Origin of the sequence: Streptomyces sp. NPDC096311 (genome assembly GCF_044763085.1) — a bacterium.
Lineage (GTDB): Bacteria > Actinomycetota > Actinomycetes > Streptomycetales > Streptomycetaceae > Streptomyces.
This window is the reverse complement of the sequence record NZ_JBIWFN010000005.1, coordinates 206,607-225,084: the sequence shown is the minus strand read 5'-3', so window position 1 is coordinate 225,084 and position 18,478 is coordinate 206,607. Positions and strand designations below refer to the sequence as shown.

At 70.5% G+C, this 18,478-nt stretch carries 9 protein-coding genes; 4 read left to right on the top strand and 5 right to left on the bottom strand.

Annotated features, from left to right (window positions below; all coding sequences use genetic code 11):
- Nucleotides 1-66 precede the first annotated feature (66 nt).
- On the bottom strand, nt 67-3,678 hold the full coding sequence (locus ACIRA5_RS15240; protein WP_403690978.1) for a hypothetical protein: 3,612 nt from the start codon (nt 3,676-3,678) through the stop codon (nt 67-69).
- Between the two features lie 255 nt (nt 3,679-3,933).
- Here ACIRA5_RS15240 and ACIRA5_RS15235 point away from each other — a divergent pair, with 255 nt between their 5' ends.
- Nucleotides 3,934-5,322 (top strand): glycosyltransferase family 39 protein, encoded by a 1,389-nt coding sequence (locus tag ACIRA5_RS15235; protein WP_403690977.1) that lies wholly within the window; start codon nt 3,934-3,936, stop codon nt 5,320-5,322.
- Between the two features lie 11 nt (nt 5,323-5,333).
- Here ACIRA5_RS15235 and ACIRA5_RS15230 read toward each other — a convergent pair whose 3' ends face one another.
- Nucleotides 5,334-6,227, bottom strand: a complete 894-nt coding sequence (locus ACIRA5_RS15230) for a class I SAM-dependent methyltransferase (RefSeq protein ID WP_403690976.1) — start codon at nt 6,225-6,227, stop codon at nt 5,334-5,336.
- Between the two features lie 139 nt (nt 6,228-6,366).
- On the opposite strand from ACIRA5_RS15230, the gene ACIRA5_RS15225 reads away from it, so the two are divergent.
- Complete coding sequence (locus ACIRA5_RS15225; protein WP_403690975.1) at nt 6,367-7,137, top strand: phytanoyl-CoA dioxygenase family protein; 771 nt, start codon at nt 6,367-6,369, stop codon at nt 7,135-7,137.
- A gap of 28 nt (nt 7,138-7,165) precedes the next feature.
- On the opposite strand, the gene ACIRA5_RS15220 is transcribed toward ACIRA5_RS15225, so the two are convergent.
- A complete protein-coding gene (locus tag ACIRA5_RS15220) occupies nt 7,166-8,881 on the bottom strand; it encodes a glycoside hydrolase family 6 protein (RefSeq protein WP_403690974.1) in 1,716 nt (571 codons plus the stop codon).
- A 123-nt stretch (nt 8,882-9,004) separates the two neighbouring features.
- A complete protein-coding gene (locus tag ACIRA5_RS15215) occupies nt 9,005-10,471 on the bottom strand; it encodes a cellulase family glycosylhydrolase (protein WP_403690973.1) in 1,467 nt (488 codons plus the stop codon).
- A 257-nt stretch (nt 10,472-10,728) separates the two neighbouring features.
- On the opposite strand from ACIRA5_RS15215, the gene ACIRA5_RS15210 reads away from it, so the two are divergent.
- Together ACIRA5_RS15210 and ACIRA5_RS15205 are read left to right on the top strand one after the other, a co-directional pair.
- Nucleotides 10,729-13,650, top strand: coding sequence for a glycoside hydrolase family 48 protein (locus ACIRA5_RS15210; RefSeq protein WP_403690972.1), 2,922 nt, complete (start codon nt 10,729-10,731; stop codon nt 13,648-13,650).
- A gap of 235 nt (nt 13,651-13,885) precedes the next feature.
- Nucleotides 13,886-16,540: a cellulose binding domain-containing protein gene (locus ACIRA5_RS15205; RefSeq protein WP_403690971.1), complete on the top strand. Its 2,655-nt coding sequence runs from the start codon at nt 13,886-13,888 to the stop codon at nt 16,538-16,540.
- A gap of 58 nt (nt 16,541-16,598) precedes the next feature.
- On the opposite strand, the gene ACIRA5_RS15200 is transcribed toward ACIRA5_RS15205, so the two are convergent.
- On the bottom strand, nt 16,599-18,473 hold the full coding sequence (locus ACIRA5_RS15200; RefSeq protein ID WP_403690969.1) for a rhamnogalacturonan lyase: 1,875 nt from the start codon (nt 18,471-18,473) through the stop codon (nt 16,599-16,601).
- Nucleotides 18,474-18,478: the final 5 nt, after the last annotated feature.

Below are 18,478 nucleotides of genomic sequence, written 5' to 3'. Positions count from 1 at the left end.
CGACAACGAACGGGAGTACATCACTTGAAGCGCTCTCGAAGTCAAGGCCGGCACTGCCGGCCTCCCTCAACACGTCCGCCGGTAGGGCACGTCGGGCAGATGTCTGCGCCACTCGGCCCGGGTCACCCCGCCCCCCGTCCGGGCGCACACATCGCCCGCCGCACGGCTCGGCGTCAACTGTGCCGAGCGCAGGGGAAGATGAGCTGTCGCGATGTGCAACTCCCTTGCGTCCTCGGTGAATCCCATGGCGAGGACCGGTCCGTCACCGGTGGGGAGACTCGCCCCCTCCAGCCGCGGGGACGCCGTCTCCCACACGCGGACCGAGCCGTCGGCCCGGCTCGCGGCCAGCAGCGAGCCGTCGGCCGAGAAGGCCAGGGCGGGCCGCTCGACGGTGGAGTCGGCGGCTGCCAGGACGGCGAACCGGTGCTGCCCGCCCGCGTCCCACAGGGTGAGGCGCCCTTGGATGTCGGCGGCGGCCAAGTAGCGTCCGTCCGGGCTGAAGACCGCGGTCGGCAGGAGATCCTCGCCCTGGAGTCCCTGTCTGCGACTGCCCGTCGCGACGTCGATCAGGACTCCCTCGGCGGTCACGACCGTACGCCCCGCCGGGTCGATCGCGGCGGGGCCTTCGCTCCGTCTTCCGACGACGTGGGAAACGGGGTGCGCGCCCCGACGGGTGACGAGGATGCCGTCGCGGGTGCTGACGGCGGTGTGCACCGTGCCGTCCGCGGCGACGGCACGCACCGCGGGCCGCATGGCGGGTTCGGCCGGCTTCCCGTCGGCGTCGAACGCGGCGTCGGTCCGCGCCGTGTTCCGCCACGCCGGGCTGATGAGCCCGTGCAGCGAAAGGGTGCGTACGACTCCCGCCTGGGAACCTTCGCGGTAGCGCAGCACGCCCTCGCGCGGGTCGAGCCGGATGTCGGTGACGGCGGGGGTTTCGACGGGGAACGTGATGAGCGGTCGGCGCGGCCCGCCGTCCGCCGGGGCCGGGCTGTCCGTACGCCACAGGGCGAGGCCGGCCGAACCCCAGGTAAGGACATAGGCGCCTGTGGGATCGAACTCCACCGAGTTGACGCCCTCGCCGGGCATCGGCAGCAGGGGACGTCCCTGGTCGGCGTGGAAGTCCCAGGTGACGACGCCGTCGGCGGTTCCCGCGGCCAGCGCGCGGTTGTCGGGGGTGAAGACCGACTCGTCCGAGCGGCACAGGAGCCGCTGGGTCCGCGCGGGCGGCTCGGTCGCGACCCGGCGCCGCTCGACGACGTCCCAGACGCGCAGTTGTTCACCGTCGTGGGTGCACCAGGCGAGAAAGCGGTCGTTCGGGCTCAGAACCGGCAGCGGTCCGTCCCGGTCGACTCCTGGATATCGGAAGAGGACCCGCTCCCGTCGTACGTCCCACACCTCGACCGTGGCCCGCTCGTCTCCGGTCCCCCGCCCCTCGCGCCGTACGACGAAGGTGCGTCCGCTCGGCCCGAACGCCCCGCCGGTGTCGGTCCAGGATCCCGGCGCGACGCGGTGGCTCTCCCCGTTCGTCAGGTTCCTGACCGTCGCGCCGTCGCGGCCGCGGTACGCGATCCAGCGGGCGTCGGCGCTGACGTCGATGATCCCCTCCGAGAGACCGGGCAGCGCGACCTCGCGCAGCCGCCGCTGACGGCGTACGTCCCACTGAACTGCCTTGTCCCCTACGACCGTTGTCAGGATCCGGCCGTCCGCGCCGAGCCAGTGCGGCGCGTCGGGGGCGCCGAGCTGTGCGGGCTCGGTGAAGGCGGCCTGGTCGCTCTGGGCGGCGGCCGTCCGGACCGCCTCGCGGGTCTCGGGCAGGTCCGCGGTGCGCCAGGCCGCGAGCGCGAGGCGCATCGCCGTGCGGGGATCCGTCGGCCGGAGCGTGTCCGCGAAGGCGGCGACCCGCCGGGCCTGCGCCTCGTCCCGCTGCCGTGCGCTGACCCCGCTCTGCCGCCAGGCGGTCGCACCCGCGACTACGGCGAGACAGAGCAGCACGGCGAGGGACACGGTCAGACTCCGCAGTCGGCGGGCCGCGCGGGCGGCGGCACGACGACCCGACTCATGCGCCGTCACGCTCGCGGTCAGGAAGTCCCGCTCCAGCCTGCTCAACTCGCCCGGTTCGGACCCGAATTCCTCACGCGCCGCCGTCAGTCGCACCCCCCGGTAGAGGGCTCCGGCGTCCCGGTCCAGCTGCTGCCAGGTGCGCGCCGCCTCGGTGAGCCTGCGGTGCAGCCGCAGCCGTTCGCGGTCCTCGTCCACCCAGCCGCGCAGCCGGGGCCAGGCACTGATCAGGGCCTCGTGCGCGAGGTCCACGGTGTCGCCGTCCACCGTCAACAGGCGTGCCCTCACGAGCTGTTCGAGCACCCGCGCCGTGGTGCCCGCATCCCCCAGTTCGTCGCGAAGGACGGGCCGCCGGGTGTCCTCGGCCCCGTCACCGGGGTTCACCAGCCGCAGCAGCAGCGCCCGTACCGCTGCCGCCTCGACGGGGGCGCAGCGCGCGTACACCTCTTCCGCGGTGTGCGCGACGGCGCCCTGGACGCCGCCGATCGCCTCGTACGCGGCCAGGGAGAGGGTACGGGCGCTGCGGCGCCGCCAGATCTCGCGCAGCGCGTGGGCCATCAGGGGCAGACCGCCCGGCTCGTCGGCCACGTCCGCCACGATGCGTGCGGTGAGGGCGCGTTCGACGACGACCCGTCGCGCGACGGCCGGCCGGACGACCGCCTCCCGCAGCCGCTGCGGGGTCATCGGCCCGACGAGCAGGGTGGAGTCCCGCAGCGCCTCGGCGAGCGGGCCGTGTTCGGCGCACCGTCCGTAGAAGTCGGCGCGGACCCCGATGATCACGCGCAGTCCGCTGTCCGGGTCCAGCGCCGTGAGCAACCGCTCGATGAACAGGGCCCGTTCACCTGGGTCGGCGCAGAGCGCGAAGAGCTCCTCGAACTGGTCGATGACGAGCAGGGTGTCGCCGGGCGCGTCGTGCGGGACGAACAGCGCGCCGTGGGTGCGGGCCGGGTGGGCGCCGGGGGTGAGGATGCGGATGACGGCGGGGGCCGGAGGGTGAGTGGCGGACAGCGGGGCGGGGACGGCGGGCGGAGCGGACTCGGTGGCCGTGGTCCCGAATTCGGCCACGGGGCAACTGCGTTGTCCGGGGAGCGACACGCGCGCCCGCACCGCGACGGCCGGCTCCGTTTCCCTCGTACCGGCCGATGTGCGCAGTGCCGGTATCAGCCCCGCCCGTAAGAGGGACGACTTGCCGCTGCCCGAGGCGCCGACGACGGCCGACACCCGCCTGCGGCCGACGAGTCGCAGCAGTTCGGCGATCAGGTCGTCGCGGCCGTGGAAGCGGTCCCGGTCGGCGGGCTCGAAGCGGGCGAGTCCCGGGTACGGGCACTCTGCGTCGGCCGGTGCGGGCGTGCCCGCCTCGTCCGCGAGCGCCGCGCGCCAGCGCCGCTCCCACTCGGAGGTGTCCCCTCCGCAAGCGCTGACGTACGCCAAGAGCACCGGCAGTGTGGGCAGTTTCTCGCCCGCCGCCGCGGCGGACAGTGTGGGGCCCGAGTAGCCCGCCCGGCGGGCCATCGCGCGGTAGGTCGGGGCGCCCGCCTCGTCGCGGAGCCTCCGCAGCTCGAAGGCGAACCGCGCCACCGCGCCCTGGGCCGGATCCAGCGGCTTCTCTCGGCGTCCCACCGGTGACTCCCCCTGTCCGCGGCGGCCCGATCCGTCGGCACCGCTCCCCACCTGCATTGATAGGTGCCCCGCGACGGGGCTGCCCATCAATCGTCCGGAGGCTGGACTCGACGGTGCACGTTCTCGGGGCCCCCTCGGAGGGGACCGCGAGGCATCGACCACGCGCCGGAGTCAGCCATCGCCACCACACACACTTCCAGACCGCCGTTCTCCCCCGCACGGTTGTCGTCGCCCGCCCCGCACACCCCACTGACGGTGTACGCCCCCGCCCTGCTCTCGCTCGCCCTCGGACTGTGGGGCGTTCGGCGCGGCGGCACCATGTGGCGGGACGAGGCGGTGACCTACGACATGGCGCGGCGGTCCCTGCCCGATCTGTGGTCGACACTCGCCGATGCCGACGCCGTACACGGGCTGTACTACCTGCTCATGCACCTGCTCTTCGAGGCCACCGGCGGGCTGGATCCGCTCCTGGTGCTGCGGCTCCCGTCGGTCCTCGCCACGGTCGCGGCGACGGGAACGCTGGCTCTCCTCGGACACCGGCTGGCCGGACCCCGCGCGGGTCTCCTCGCCGGATCCGTCTTCGCACTGCTGCCGCAGGTCCAGCGGTACGCGCAGGAGGGCCGGTCGTACGCGATCGTGTGCGCGCTGGTCGTCTGGGCGACGTATCTGCTGGTGCGGGCGGTGGCGAGCCGGGACGGCCGCACCTGGGTCGCCTACGCCGCAGTGCTGGTGGCCGCCGGGCTGCTGCACGAGTTCGCCGTACTGGCGCTGACCGCGCACGCGGTCGCCGTGCCACGCGCCGCCCGCCGGGCCTGGGCCGGGGCGGCGGCGGTGGTCCTCGTCACGGTGGCGCCGCTCGCCGTGCTGAGTACGCGGCAGTCGGATCAGGTGTCGTGGATCGGCGGACCGGGCGCCGGAGCGCTCGCGGGATTCGCGGGAACGGCCGTTCTCGCCGTGGCCTGCGCGACGATATGCCGGAACCCCACTGCGCGGGTACTCCGGGGCGTCCGGCTGCCCGCCCTCGCGCTCGGGCTCCTCGTGCTGCCCGCCCTGCTGCTCCTGCTGGTCTCGCTGGTCACGCCCCTGTATGTGGATCGCTATGTGCTCTACGGCCAGAGCGGCACCGCCCTGTTGACCGGCGCGGCACTGGCCCGGATCACCCGGGCCCGGCGGTCCCGCGCGGTGGCGCTGGCCTGTGCGGGCGCCGCCGTTCTCGCGCTGCTCCCCGTCACCCTGCAACTGCGTACACCACAGAGCCGGGTCGACGACGTGGGCGCGATCACCCGGGCCGTCGCCGAGGCCGGTGCGCCGGGTGACGGGGTCCTCTACCTGCCGGCGCGGCGCCGGGTGTGGTCCCTGTCCGACCCCGGGGCCCTGCGCGGGCTGCGCGATCTGGCCCTCGACCGCGCACCGGCCGCCTCGCACACCCTGTACGGCACCGAGGTTCCGGCGCCGGTCGTCCGCGCCCGCATGATCATGGCGACACGTATCGTCGCCGTGCGCGATCCCGCGGGGCAGCCGCTCGACGCGACCCCGGGGGAGATCGTCAAACGGCGGGTCCTGGCCACGTACTTCGAGCAGTGCGACACACGCCGGGTCCAGGGTGCCCGGGTCACCGTGTACGCGCGCCCCGGCACCTGCTGACCGGACGGGAACTACTCCGGCTTCACCGCGACGTGCACGGTGTGCGCGGTCAGCAGGAAGACGTCCGGCCGGTGGTACACGCTCGCCTTGTCGTCCGGGTCGAGGAGACGGTCGAGGGTGGCGAGGTCGTCCGCGTCGAGGCCGGGAGCGAGGAAGGTGCGGCGGTGGGTGAGGGAGGTGACGACGAAGGCGCGTGTCTCGTCCGAGAGCGGGGCGGGGAGGTCGACGAGGAAAGTGCGGGTCGCGGTGTGGCGCAGGCCGACGGCGGTCATCAGGGCGGGCCAGTCCTCCGTCTCGGCCACCGCCCCGGGCAGCTCGTCCCGCATCCGGCCGAACCACTCGTCGTGGACCGCCTCGACACGGGACTGGAGGCCGGGGCGACCCATGCCGATGTCGCGCGGGAAGTAGCGCGTGGGCAGGCCGCCCTCCATGAGGGCGAGGGTGCCGCCGGGCGCGAGGGCGCGCGCGAATCCGGCGAGCGCGGCACGCTGGTCGCCCACGTGGTGCAGGGACCTGCTCGCCCACAGCAGGTCCGCCGGGTACTCCACGTCGCCCAGTCCGCTGCCGAGTTCGGCTCGCAAGGTGCTGAAGCGGTCGCCGAGGCCGAGCCGGTCGGCGCGGGCGCGGGCCCGCTCCAGCAGGGGTTCCACCTCGTCCACGGCCACGACCCGCGCCGCGGGGAAGGTCTCCGCGAGGAGACAGGAGATGACACCGGGGCCACTGCCCGCGTCCACGATCAGCCCGGTCTCGGACCGCTGGTCCCGCAGCCAGCCCGCCGCCTCGGTGTAGAGCGGGCTGAACAGCTCCGCCTCCTGCTCCAGCATGGGGATCATCTCGGCGAAGTCCACGTGGGTGTGGTCATGAGCGTGCTGGGCGCTCTCGTGGTCGTGGTGGTCGTGTGCCATGGTGGTCCGCCTCTCGTCCGGGTGCGTACACAGCGTGCTCCTCGGCTTCCGGAAACAGCCAACGATGTTGCGCAAACGGCAAACCCGGCCGCGGAAAAACCTGATGCGTCCCAAGCGGCCCGTCCCCGAGCATGACCCCATGGACGACGAGATGGTGGAACGGTTCCTCGAGGACGGGTTCGTGAAGATCGAGGGCGCCTTCCCGCCGCGCGTCGCCGAGAGCTGCGCTCGGCTGCTGTGGAAGGAGACGGGGTACGACCCGGACGACCCCGGCACCTGGAAGGACCCCGTGCACTGGGTGAGCAGCATGGCGCAGGGCCCGTTCGCCGCCGCGGCCAACTCCCCCGCGCTGCACCAGGCCTTCGATCTTCTGGTCGGCGAGAGCCGCTGGGAGCCGCGCTACGCGCTGGGCAGCTTCCCGCTGCGGTTCCCGCACCCGCAGGAGCCGGACGACGCGGGCTGGCATATCGAAGGCAGTTACCTCCCCGACGGTGAGGCGCTCTACCACTCCAATCTCCGTTCGCGGGGCCGGGCCCTGCTGATGCTCTTCCTGTTCAGCGAGGTGACCGAGGCAGACGCCCCGACCCGTATCAGGGTGGGCTCGCACCTCGACGTGCCGCCGGTCCTGCAGCCGTACGGCGAGGCGGGGGCCTCGTTCCTCGAACTCGGTCCGAAGGTGGCCGCGGCCTCCGCACACCGCCCGCTCGCCCACGCCACCGGCCGCCCCGGCGACGTGTTTGTCTGCCATCCGTTCCTGGTGCACGCGGCGCAGCCGCACCACGGCACGCGCCCGCGCTTCATGGCGCAGCCGCCGCTGTATCCGACGGTGCCCTACGAGCTGGAGCGGGCGGACGGCGACTACTCGGCGGTGGAGTTCGCGATCCGCCGGGGGCTGGCCCAGGAGGCCTGACCCCCGGCGGATCACCAGGTCGGACGCCCTACAGCGGCGGATACGCGTTCGTCATCAGCTGCTGGAACTGCGCCGAGAACCAGTGCCCCGACAGCGGGGCGTTCGGCAGCGCGCCGGACATGTTGTTGTTGTTGCGGGGGTTGCCCGTGTACGTCGGGTCGCACATCCGGTCGAAGCCCTTGCCCTCGTCGTTGGCGATGGCGGAGCTGGAACCGTCGGACTCACCCGGGGGCTTCATCCAGACATAGGCGTCGATCCCGGTGGCCGGGGAGGCCTGCGGGCGCTCGCCGAGACCGGCACCGGCCTGGTTGCACCAGTTCCCGACGTGGATACGGCGGTCGTAGCGCCCGCCGTCGACGTAGGTGTCGACGCTGGTCGTCGCGCCGGGACCGGTGGGCCGGGCGGCGCCGCCCCAGCCGTTCCTGGAGGTGTCGATCAGCATGCCGATGCCGGAGTTGAAGCCGACCGACACGAGCTGGTTGCGGAAGGCCTGGGCGAAGGACAGCTCGTCGACATAGCGGTTCCAGTCGACCCACTTGGACTGGCGGACGGAGGTGCCGTTCACCGAGTCGTTGATGGTGAAGTTGTTCTCCTTCAGGGCGCTGTAGTTCGCCGTGTTGGTGATGAACCCGGCGACGTCGTCGACCGTGGCGCCCTCGCTGGTGGCCGCCTGCTTGAACAGGGTGGCGGACGCTCCGAAGTTGTCGTCCCAGCCGATCCAGCCGTGGTGGCCGGCGTCGAGGTAGTTGTAGACGTTCGGGATCGCGCCGAGCTTGGCGAGCGCGTAGCCCACGCCCTTCACGTAGTTGCCGTTGGCGAGCATGGTGTCGCACTGCGGGGTGGCGGTGGCCCGGCTGCCGGTGTTGGTGACGAGGTTCGGCAGCGAGTCGATCTCGAGGGTCGTGACGATCCGCAGCGAGGCGTACTTGCTGTCCGCGAGGATCGCCGCGATCGGGTCGATGAACTGTGTCTTGTACTTGTCGATCTCCGTCGGGCCGAGCTCTCCGTTGGAGGCGAGGGCCGCGCAGTCACGTCCGGGCAGATCGTAGACGACCAGCTGGACGACCTCTTCGCCGCTGCCCTTCTGCGCGAGCGCCGCGTCGAGGTGGGCGCGCAGGCCCATGCCGCCGCCGGCCCCATTGATCGCGGCGATCCGGTCGAGCCAGACACCGGTGGGCTGGTTGGAGATCCGGCTGCCGCCGGTCTCCGCCGCCGCCTTCGCAGACCACTCCGGGTTCACATACACCTTGGCACCGGCGTACGGGTTGTCGACTTTCCCGGAGGGGTCACTGCCCCCTCCGCCGCCTCCGCCACCGCTTCCGTCGTCGACGTTGCAGGTCACCCCGTCAAGGGTGAAGGAGGTGGGCAGCGCATTGGTGCCGCTGTAGGAGGCGTTGAAGCCGAAGCCGACCGAACCGCCGGTCGCCAGCGTCCCGTTGTAGGTCTCGTTGGCCGCGGTGACGGCGGCGGCGCTCTGACTGATCTTCGCGTTCCAGCCCGAGGTCACCTTCTGGTTCCCGGCGTACGCCCACTTCACCGCCCAGGAGGTCTTGGCGGCGCTGTTGTTGGTGACCGTCACGGCGGCGGTGAAGCCGGTGTCCCACTGGTTCTGCACCTTGTAGTCGACGGTGCAGGGGATGGCGGCGATCCCGGCGGGGTCCGCGGGAACGGCCGCCACGGCGGTTCCCGAGGCGCTGGCGAGCAGGACGAGCGCCCCTAAGAGCGCGGTTTTGGTACGACTCATGAGTGCGGTTTCCCATCTCTTCTTGTGCGGGTGTCCGTTGACTTCCCGCGCGGGTGTGCGTCTGGTTCCTGCGCGGGTGTACATCTGGTTCCTGCGCGGGCGTGCGTGTGATTCCTGCGCGGGCTATCCGTTGAGGGCGCGCAGATGATCACGCAGCCCGACTCCGTACGACGTGGGAGTGCCGTCGTAGTCGGAGATCAGGGAGGGACCGGAGGAGCAGTCCCAGGTGTTCCAGGTCCAGCCGAGGTAGGAGAGCCCCCGGTCGTCGAACCACTTCATCGCGGTGTCGACGAAGCCGTGGGAGCAGGTGTTCTCGCCGATCTCCCCCGCCACGAGCGGGACTTGGGCCGCCACCGGGGCGAGCGTCGCGTTCCAGCAGCTCTCACTGGCGCACGTGTTGAAGTTGTAGGTGTGGAAGGCGGCGACAAGGTTGCCCGTCGGATCGCTCGGCTTGTACGTCAGCCACTGGCTCAGGTCGTTGGAGTACGCGAGGCCGCCGGCCAGGATCAGGTTCCTGGCGCCGGTGCCGCGCACCGCGTCGACCAGGTCCTGCATTCCGGCGACCTCGTAACCGATGCCCGGGCAGGTGCCGCCGTCCTTCCAACAGGCCCACGCCTGGGCGGTGGTGGAGGTCGCACGGTCCGGGTAGGGCTCGTTGAACAGGTCGAAGGCGACGGCCTGGTCGTCCTTGAACGTACTGGCGACCGAGGACCAGAACGCCGGGCTGTACTGCGCGTCCGGCATCGGCTTCTGACAGGTGGCGTGCACGTCCGAGCAGCCCGCCGAGTTTCCGGTGTACTGCCCGTAGTTCCAGTGCAGTTCGACGAGCGGGGTCATCCCATGCGCCTCGACCTTGGCCACCAGGTCCTTGACGGCGGAGATGTAGTGGGCGCCCGCGTACTCCGGTTTGATGTTGGACAGGCCGAGCCAGCACTCCTCGTTGAGCGGAATGCGGACCGTGTTGGCCTTCCAGTCGGCGATCGCCTTGACCGAGGCGTCGTCGACGGGCCCGTCGAAGATGCCGTAACCCTGGACGCACATGAACTCGCCGCCGGAGCGGTTGACGCCGAGCAGCCGCCGCGTCGCGCCGTCGGCGTCGACGAGCTTGTTCCCGGAGACGTGCAGCTCGGGTGCCGTACCGGTCGTGGGCGGCGGATCCGTCGGAGGCGGCTCCGTGTCCACGTTGCACGTGGTCCCGTTGAGCTTGAACGTCGTGGGTACGGCGTTGCTCCCCGACCACGAGGCGAGGAACCCGGCGCTGACACTGGCCCCTGAGCCCAGCGAACCGTTCCAGCTCTCGTTGGCCGCGGTGACCGTCGTGGCGGACTGGGACCACTTGGCGTTCCAGCCCTGGCCGACCTGCTGACTGTTCGCGAAGTCGAAGGTGAGACTCCAACCGCTGAGCGCGGCCCTGTTGTTGGTGATCTTCACGGCGCCCTGGAAGCCGGTGTCCCACTGGCTCGTGACGGAGTAGTCCACCGTGCACGCGGGTGTGGCTCCTGAAGCCGTGACGACCGGCGCGATCGCGGTGCCCACGAGGGCGACCGCGGCGCCGACCACTAAAAGTCCTGAACGCGGAGGGTGTCGCATGAGCGACTCCTTGCAGCTCGGGCGCGTCGTGACGGACGCGTCGACTGATGGAACCGCTCCCACTGGTGCGGATGAAGTTAGCGCCAAGTGTCGGTAAAGGACAGAGGCGTCGCACTGTTGATCAATCGAACAATTTCGACTCTTCAAGCACCTTGACCCCTTCGACCCCCCTCTCCAATATGGGAGCGCTCCCACTGGTTCAAGGCTTGTTGCTGCTCCGCCCCCACTTCTCCGAGCCGCAAGGAGGAACCAGGAACATGCACCCAAGTTCAAGAAGCAGACGCCGGAGGACCCGGCGGCTGTGGACCGCCGTGGTGGCCGCCCTCGCGCTTCCGCTCACCATGCTCGCGAACGGCTCAACTCCCGCTCAGGCGGCTGGCGTTCAGTGCAGCGTCGACTACAAGACCAACGACTGGGGCTCCGGCTTCACCGCGGATCTCACACTCACCAACCGGGGCACGGACCCGGTCAACGGCTGGACCCTGACGTACGACTACACGGGCAATCAGACGCTGACCAGCGGCTGGAACGGGACCTGGTCGCAGTCCGGCAGGACGGTCACCGCGAAGAACGCGTCCTGGAACGGGACGATCGCCGCCGGGGCAGCGGTCTCCACCGGCGCGCAGTTCACCTACAGCGGCACCAACACGGCGCCCGCCTCCTTCGCGATCAACGGCACCACCTGCACCGGCGCCCACCAGCCGCCGGTCACCGTGCTGACCAGCCCGGCCGCGGGCGCGGTCTACACACAGGGCGACGCGATCCCGCTTGCCGCGACCGCGGCGGCCGCCGACAACGCGACGATCGCCAAGGTCGAGTTCTACGACGACACGACCCTGCTGGGCACGGACACCAGCTCCCCCTACACGCTGTCCACCTCCAGTTTGACCGTGGGCAGTCATTCGCTGGTGGCCAAGGCGTACGACAGCCTGGGCGCCTCCGCGGCGTCCACACCGGTCGGCATCTCGGTCGCCTCGGGTCCCGCCGTGGTGGCCTCGCCGACCCAACTCGGCATCCAGCAGGGCAAGTCGGGATCGTTCGCCGTGCAGCTTTCGAAACAGCCGGCCGCGAACGTGACGGTGACGACCGCCCGTACGGACGGCAATACGGGACTGTCCGTGACCGGCGGCGCCTCGCTCACCTTCACCCCGGCCAACTGGAGCACGGCGCAGAACGTCACCCTCACCGCCGACGCCTCCGGGACCGGCGCCGCAACCTTCACGGCCTCGGCGACGGGGTACGCCAAGGCGACGGTCACCGTGACGGAGCTGGCCGCGTCGAAGGCGTACGACGCGCGTTTCCTGGACCTCTACGGCAGGATCACCAACCCGGCGAACGGCTACTTCTCCCCCGAGGGCATCCCCTACCACTCGGTGGAGACGCTGATCGTCGAGGCGCCGGACCAGGGTCATGAGACGACGTCGGAGGCGTACAGCTATCTGATCTGGCTGCAGGCGATGTACGGGAAGGTCACCGGCGACTGGTCCAAGTTCAACGCCGCGTGGACGACCATGGAGACGTACATGATCCCCACCCACGCCGACCAGCCGACGAACTCCTTCTACAACGCCTCGAAGCCCGCGACCTACGCGCCGGAACTCGACACCCCGAACGAGTACCCGGCCAAGCTCGACACGGACGTCTCCGTCGGCTCGGACCCGATCGCGGCCGAGCTGAAGAGCGCGTACGGCACGGACGACGTGTACGGCATGCACTGGCTCCAGGACGTCGACAACGTCTACGGCTACGGCAACGAGCCCGGCAAGTGCGAGGCCGGACCGACCGCGACCGGACCGTCGTACATCAACACCTTCCAGCGCGGCGCGCAGGAGTCGGTGTGGGAGACCGTGCCGCAGCCGACCTGCGACGCCTTCAAGTACGGCTCCACCAACGGCTACCTGGACCTGTTCACCGGGGACTCCTCGTACGCCAAGCAGTGGAAGTACACCGACGCGCCGGACGCCGACGCGCGGGCCGTGCAGGCCGCCTACTGGGCCGACGTGTGGGCCAAGGCGCAGGGCAAGGGCGGCGAGGTGTCCACGACCGTCGGCAAGGCGGCGAAGATGGGCGACTATCTGCGCTACGCCATGTACGACAAGTACTTCAAGAAGATCGGCAACTGTGTCGGCCCGTCGACCTGCGCGGCCGGCACCGGAAAGGACGCCTCGCACTATCTGCTCTCCTGGTACTACGCCTGGGGCGGCGCGACCGACACCTCGGCGGGCTGGGCCTGGCGCATCGGCTCCAGTCATGTTCACGGCGGCTACCAGAACCCGCTGGCCGCGTACGCGCTCAGCTCGTACGCGGACCTGAAGCCCAAGTCCTCGACGGGTGCGGCCGACTGGGGGACCTCCCTCACCCGGCAGCTGGAGTTCTACCGCTGGCTGCAGTCCAACGAGGGCGCCATCGCGGGCGGCGCGACCAACAGCTGGGCGGGCCGCTACGCGACCCCGCCGGCCGGGACGCCGACCTTCTACGGCATGTACTACGACCAGCAGCCGGTGTACCACGACCCGCCGTCCAACCAGTGGTTCGGCTTCCAGGCCTGGTCCATGGAACGGGTCGCCGAGTACTACCAGCAGACGGGGAACGCGAGCGCGAAGACGGTCCTCGACAAGTGGGTGTCCTGGGCGCTGTCCAAGACCACGATCAACCCGGACGGCACCTACCAGATCCCCTCCACGCTCCAGTGGTCCGGCGCACCCGACACCTGGAACGCGTCAAGTCCCGGCGCGAACACCGGACTTCATGTGACCGTCGCCGACTACACCAACGACGTCGGTGTGACCGCCGCGTACGCCAAGACCCTGTCGTACTACGCCGCCAAGTCCGGCAACGCCCAGGCGAAGACGACGGCGAAGGCACTCCTCGACGGCATGTGGAGCAACTACCAGGACAGCCTGGGCATCGCCGTCCCGGAGACCCGCGCCGACTACAACCGCTTCGACGACACGGTCTACGTCCCGAGCGGCTGGAGCGGCAAGATGCCGAACGGCGACACGATCAACTCCACCTCGACCTTCACCTCGCTCAGGTCCTTCTACAAGAACGACCCGAACTGGTCGAAGATCGAGGCCTATCTGGCGGGCGGAGCCGCGCCCTCCTTCACGTACCACCGGTTCTGGGCCCAGGCGGACATCGCCCTGGCCATGGGCTCGTACGCGGAGCTTCTCGAATAGTCCCCGCCGGGCGCTCCGCGGGTCGGGCGGTACCTGGGCTGCGGGCCGGTTGTGGCTGGTCGCGCAGTTCCCCGCGCCCCTGACGGGCGCGGGGCCCAGGGCCGCGCCTCGCCGGGCGCCCGAAGCTCCGCGTGCGTGGTCCCGTCACCTGACGACGGGACCGCCTGGCCGGGCGGCCCCCACCCGCACTGGGGGCCGCCCGGTCGTCATGCCCTCCTTCAGAGAGGACCCCACCGTGCGAAGAACCCGCATCCTCACGGCCGTACTGGCCCTCGCCGCAGGCTTACTGGCCGGCAGTCCGTCCGCCCTCGCCGCGAGCACCCCGACCACGACGCTCGCCGCCGACACGTACACCTGGAAGAACGCCCGGATCGACGGCGGCGGTTTCGTCCCCGGCATCGTCTTCAACCGCTCCGAGAAGAACCTCGCCTACGCCCGCACGGACATCGGCGGCGCCTACCGCTGGCAGGAGTCGACGAAGACCTGGACCCCGCTCACGGACTCGATCGGCTGGGACCGGTGGGGCCACACCGGGGTGGTCAGCCTCGCGTCCGACTCCGTCGACCCGAACAAGGTGTACGCGGCGGTCGGCACGTACACGAACAGCTGGGACCCCGGCAACGGTGCCGTGTTGCGCTCCGCCGACCGGGGCGCGAGCTGGCAGCGGACGGACCTGCCCTTCAAGCTGGGCGGGAACATGCCGGGCCGGGGCATGGGCGAGCGCCTCGCGATCGACCCCAACAAGGACAGCGTGCTGTACCTCGGCGCACCGAGCGGCAAGGGTCTGTGGCGGTCCACGGACTCGGGTGTCACGTGGTCACAGGTGGCCAATTTCCCGAACGTCGGCAACTACGTGCAGGACGCGACCGACACGAGCGGCTACGCCGGCGACAACCAGGGCATCGTGTGGGTGACCTTCGACGAGTCCACGGGCACCTCCGCAAGCGCCACGCAGACGATCTACGTCGGGGTCGCCGACAAGGACAACGCGGTCTACCGCTCGACGGACGGCGGCGCGACCTGGTCACGGCTCGCCGGGCAGCCCACCGGCTACCTCGCCCACAAGGGCGTCCTCGACGCCACGAACGGCTACCTCTACCTCGCCTACAGCGACAAGGGCGGCCCGTACGACGGCGGCAAGGGCCAGCTGTGGCGGTACGCGACCAGGACCGGGACCTGGAGAAACATCAGCCCGGTCACGGAGGCCGACACCTACTACGGATTCAGCGGACTGACCGTCGACCGGCAGCATCCGGGCACGGTGATGACCACGGCGTACAGCTCGTGGTGGCCGGACACCCAGATCTTCCGGTCCACCGACAGCGGCGGCACCTGGACGAAGGCGTGGGACTACACCTCGTACCCGAACCGCTCGAATCGCTACACGATGGACGTGTCGTCCGTGCCCTGGCTGACCTTCAACGCGAACCCGTCACCCCCCGAGCAGTCCCCCAAACTCGGCTGGATGACCGAGGGGTTGGAGATCGACCCGTTCAACTCCGCCCGGATGATGTACGGAACGGGCGCGACGATCTACGGCACCGAGAACCTCACGAACTGGGACAGCAACAGCCAGTTCACGATACGGCCCATGGTCCAGGGCCTGGAGGAGACGGCCGTCAACGACCTGGCCTCGCCCCCCTCCGGTGCCTCCCTCCTCAGCGCCCTCGGTGACATCGGCGGCTTCCGGCACACGGACCTCACCAAGGTGCCGTCGATGATGTACACCTCGCCGAACTTCACCACGACGACGAGCCTCGACTACGCCGAGACCAGCCCGAACACGGTGGTGCGCGTCGGCAACCTCGACTCGGGCCCGCACATCGCCTTCTCCACGGACAACGGCGCCAACTGGTTCGCGGGCACCGACCCTTCGGGCGTCAGCGGCGGCGGCACGGTCGCCGCGGCGTCCGACGGCAGCCGTTTCGTGTGGAGCCCGGTGGGCGCGGGCGTGCAGTACACGACCGGCTTCGGTACATCGTGGTCGGCGTCGGCCGGCATCCCGTCCGGCGCGATCGTGGAGTCGGACCGGGTCGACCCGAAGACCTTCTACGGGTTCAAGTCCGGCACGTTCTACGTCAGTTCGGACGGCGGTGCCACCTTCACCGGCTCCGCCGCCACCGGCCTGCCGAGCGGTGACAGCGTGCGCTTCAAGGCGCTGCCCGGCACGAAGGGCGACGTGTGGCTGGCGGGCGGCGCGAGCGACGGCGCGTACGGGCTGTGGCACTCCACGGACGGCGGCGCGAGCTTCGCCAAGCTGTCGAACGTCGACCAGGCCGACACCATCGGCTTCGGCAAGGCGGCGACCGGCGCCTCGTACCAGACGCTCTACACCAGCGCGAAGATCGGCGGGGTACGTGGCATCTTCCGCTCGACGGACAAGGGCGCGAGCTGGACCCGCATCAACGACGACGCCCACCAGTGGGGTTGGACGGGCGGCGCGATCACGGGAGACCCGCGGATCTACGGACGCGTGTACATCGCGACCAACGGGCGCGGAATCATCTACGGCGACAGCTCCGACACCGGTGGCGGGGGTGGCGGCACGGATCCGACGCCCCCGCCGACGGGCGCCTGCGCGGTGACGTACAAGATCACCAACCAGTGGTCGGGCGGTTTCCAGGCCGACGTGGCGCTCACCAACACCGGCACCACCGCCTGGAGCGGCTGGTCCCTCTCCTGGGCCTTCGCGGACGGACAGAAGATCACTCAGGCCTGGAACGCCGACGCCACCCAGTCGGGCACGAGCGTCACGGCGAAGAATGTGAGCTGGAACGCGAACGTGGCGGCGGGTTCATCGGTGAGCTTCGGCTTCACGGGAAGTTGGACGGGGTCGAACACCAGACCCACGACCTTCAAGCTGGGGGATCAGGCCTGCTCGGTGAGCTGATCCGAGAGGGTGGGGCGCGCGCCGGCCTCGGCACGCGCCCTTTCTCTCTGCTGCGGACCTACGGCGTGTAGACCGTCGGCCGGGGCGGCGTCGGCATTCCGTCGCCGAGGAAGAAGCTCGGGTGCGGGGGCTGGTTGTAGGCGGTGTTCTGCCAGGCCAGGGCCGTGCGGTACTGGGTGTCGTGGAGGAGGGTGGTGATCTTTGTCGTCGTCTCGTACGGGGTGGAGTAGATCCTGAGGGCCGTGTTGTCGGTCGTCGGCCAGACGACCTCCTCCCGCCAGTCCCCGAGGATGTCGCCGGACAGTGACGGAGTCGCCTTCGTGCTGTTGTTGGAGTGGACGCCCGAGCCGGTCAGCAGGCGGGTGTCGGACGAGGTGCCGTACTTGTCGATGTGGGTGTCGTCGAGGAGTTCACGGACGGGGTCCCCGTCCCACCAGGACAGGAAGTTGATGCTGCCCGGCTTGCGGGTCGCCACCACCGTGCCCTGCGGGTCGCGGACGCCGTCGGCGTGCGAGGACCAGGACTCGGCGCCCGCGCTGCCCGCCCAGATGTCACCGCAGACGCCTCGGCCGTTGTCGCCGTTGGCCGCCGTGGACCAGAGGATCGCGCCCGTCTTCGCGTCCGCCATCCAGGACGCCGGTTTCGAGGAGTCCTCGTCGACCTTGAACTCCTCCAGACCGGGACGGGACGGGTCGAGGTCGCCGACGTGCATGGCGTCCCCGTGCCCGTTCTTGGTGGTCCACAAGCCGTTGCCGTTGTCGTCCACGGCCATCGAGCCGTACACGATCTCGTCCTTGCCGTCCCCGTCGACGTCCGCGACCGACAACTGGTGGTTGCCCTGGCCGTCGTAACCCTTGCCGCTGTTGGTCGAGGAGTTGGTGTCGAAGGTCCAGCGCCGGGTGAAGGCGCCGCCCCGCCAGTCCCAGGCCGCGATGACGGTACGGGTGTAGTAGCCGCGCGCCATGACGAGGGAGGGCCGGGAGCCGTCCAAGTAGGCCGTTCCCGCGAGGAATCGGTCGACCCGGTTGCCGTACGAGTCGCCCCAGGAAGAGACCGTGCCGCGCGCCGGGACGTAGTCGACGGTGCCCATGGCGGCGCCCGTCTGCCCGTTGAACATGGTCAGGTACTCGGGTCCGGACAGCACGTATCCGCTGGAGTTCCGGTAGTCGGCGGAGGAACTGCCGATCACCGTGCCCCGGCCGTCCGTCGTCCCGTCCGCCGTCTTCATGGCGACCTCGGCCTTGCCGTCGCCGTCGTAGTCGTACACCTGGAACTGTGTGTAGTGCGCGCCCGAGCGGATGTTCCTGCCCAGGTCGATGCGCCACAGGCGGGTGCCGTCGAGCTTGATGCCGTCGATGACGGTGTTGCCGGTGTAGCCCGACTGGGAGTTGTCCTTGGCGTTGGTGGGCTGCCACTTGAGGACGAAGTCGAGCTGGCCGTCCCCGTCGAGGTCGCCGACGGAGGCGTCGTTGGCCTCGTAGGTGTAGGCGACTCCGTCGGGAGTGGTGCCACCCGCGGGCGGGGTGATGGGCACGTCCTTGTATCCGGTGCGGAACTGGACGGCGTGGACGGAGTCGGCCTGCTCGACACCGTTCACGATCGCGCGGACCGTGTAGTCGGCCTGGGCGGGCGCGCCCGAGTGGAAGTAGTTCGTGGAGCCGGTGATCGGCGTCGGGTTGACCAACGTACCGGCCCGGTAGACGTTGAACGACACGTTGTTCGGGTCGGTGCCGAGCCAGCGCCAGCTGACCAGGTTGCCGCTGTCGGTGTGGACACTGACGACGCCCCGGTCGAGGGCCTCCACCTGGCGGGCCGTGGCCGCATGGGCCGTTCCGGTGCCGAGGGCGGTGAGTCCGGCGGCGATGAGGGCGGCCGTGGCCACCAGGGCCGAGCCGATGGCGCGTCTGCGGTGCTGCCTGTGCGGGTGCTGCACGATGG

Coding starts and splice junctions, on each gene's coding strand:
- ACIRA5_RS15230 (WP_403690976.1), bottom strand. CDS start 6,227: ATGGCACACGACCACCACGACCACGAGAGCGCCCAGCACGCTCATGAC.
- ACIRA5_RS15225 (WP_403690975.1), top strand. CDS start 6,367: ATGGACGACGAGATGGTGGAACGGTTCCTCGAGGACGGGTTCGTGAAG.
- ACIRA5_RS15220 (WP_403690974.1), bottom strand. CDS start 8,881: ATGAGTCGTACCAAAACCGCGCTCTTAGGGGCGCTCGTCCTGCTCGCC.
- ACIRA5_RS15215 (WP_403690973.1), bottom strand. CDS start 10,471: ATGCGACACCCTCCGCGTTCAGGACTTTTAGTGGTCGGCGCCGCGGTC.
- ACIRA5_RS15210 (WP_403690972.1), top strand. CDS start 10,729: ATGCACCCAAGTTCAAGAAGCAGACGCCGGAGGACCCGGCGGCTGTGG.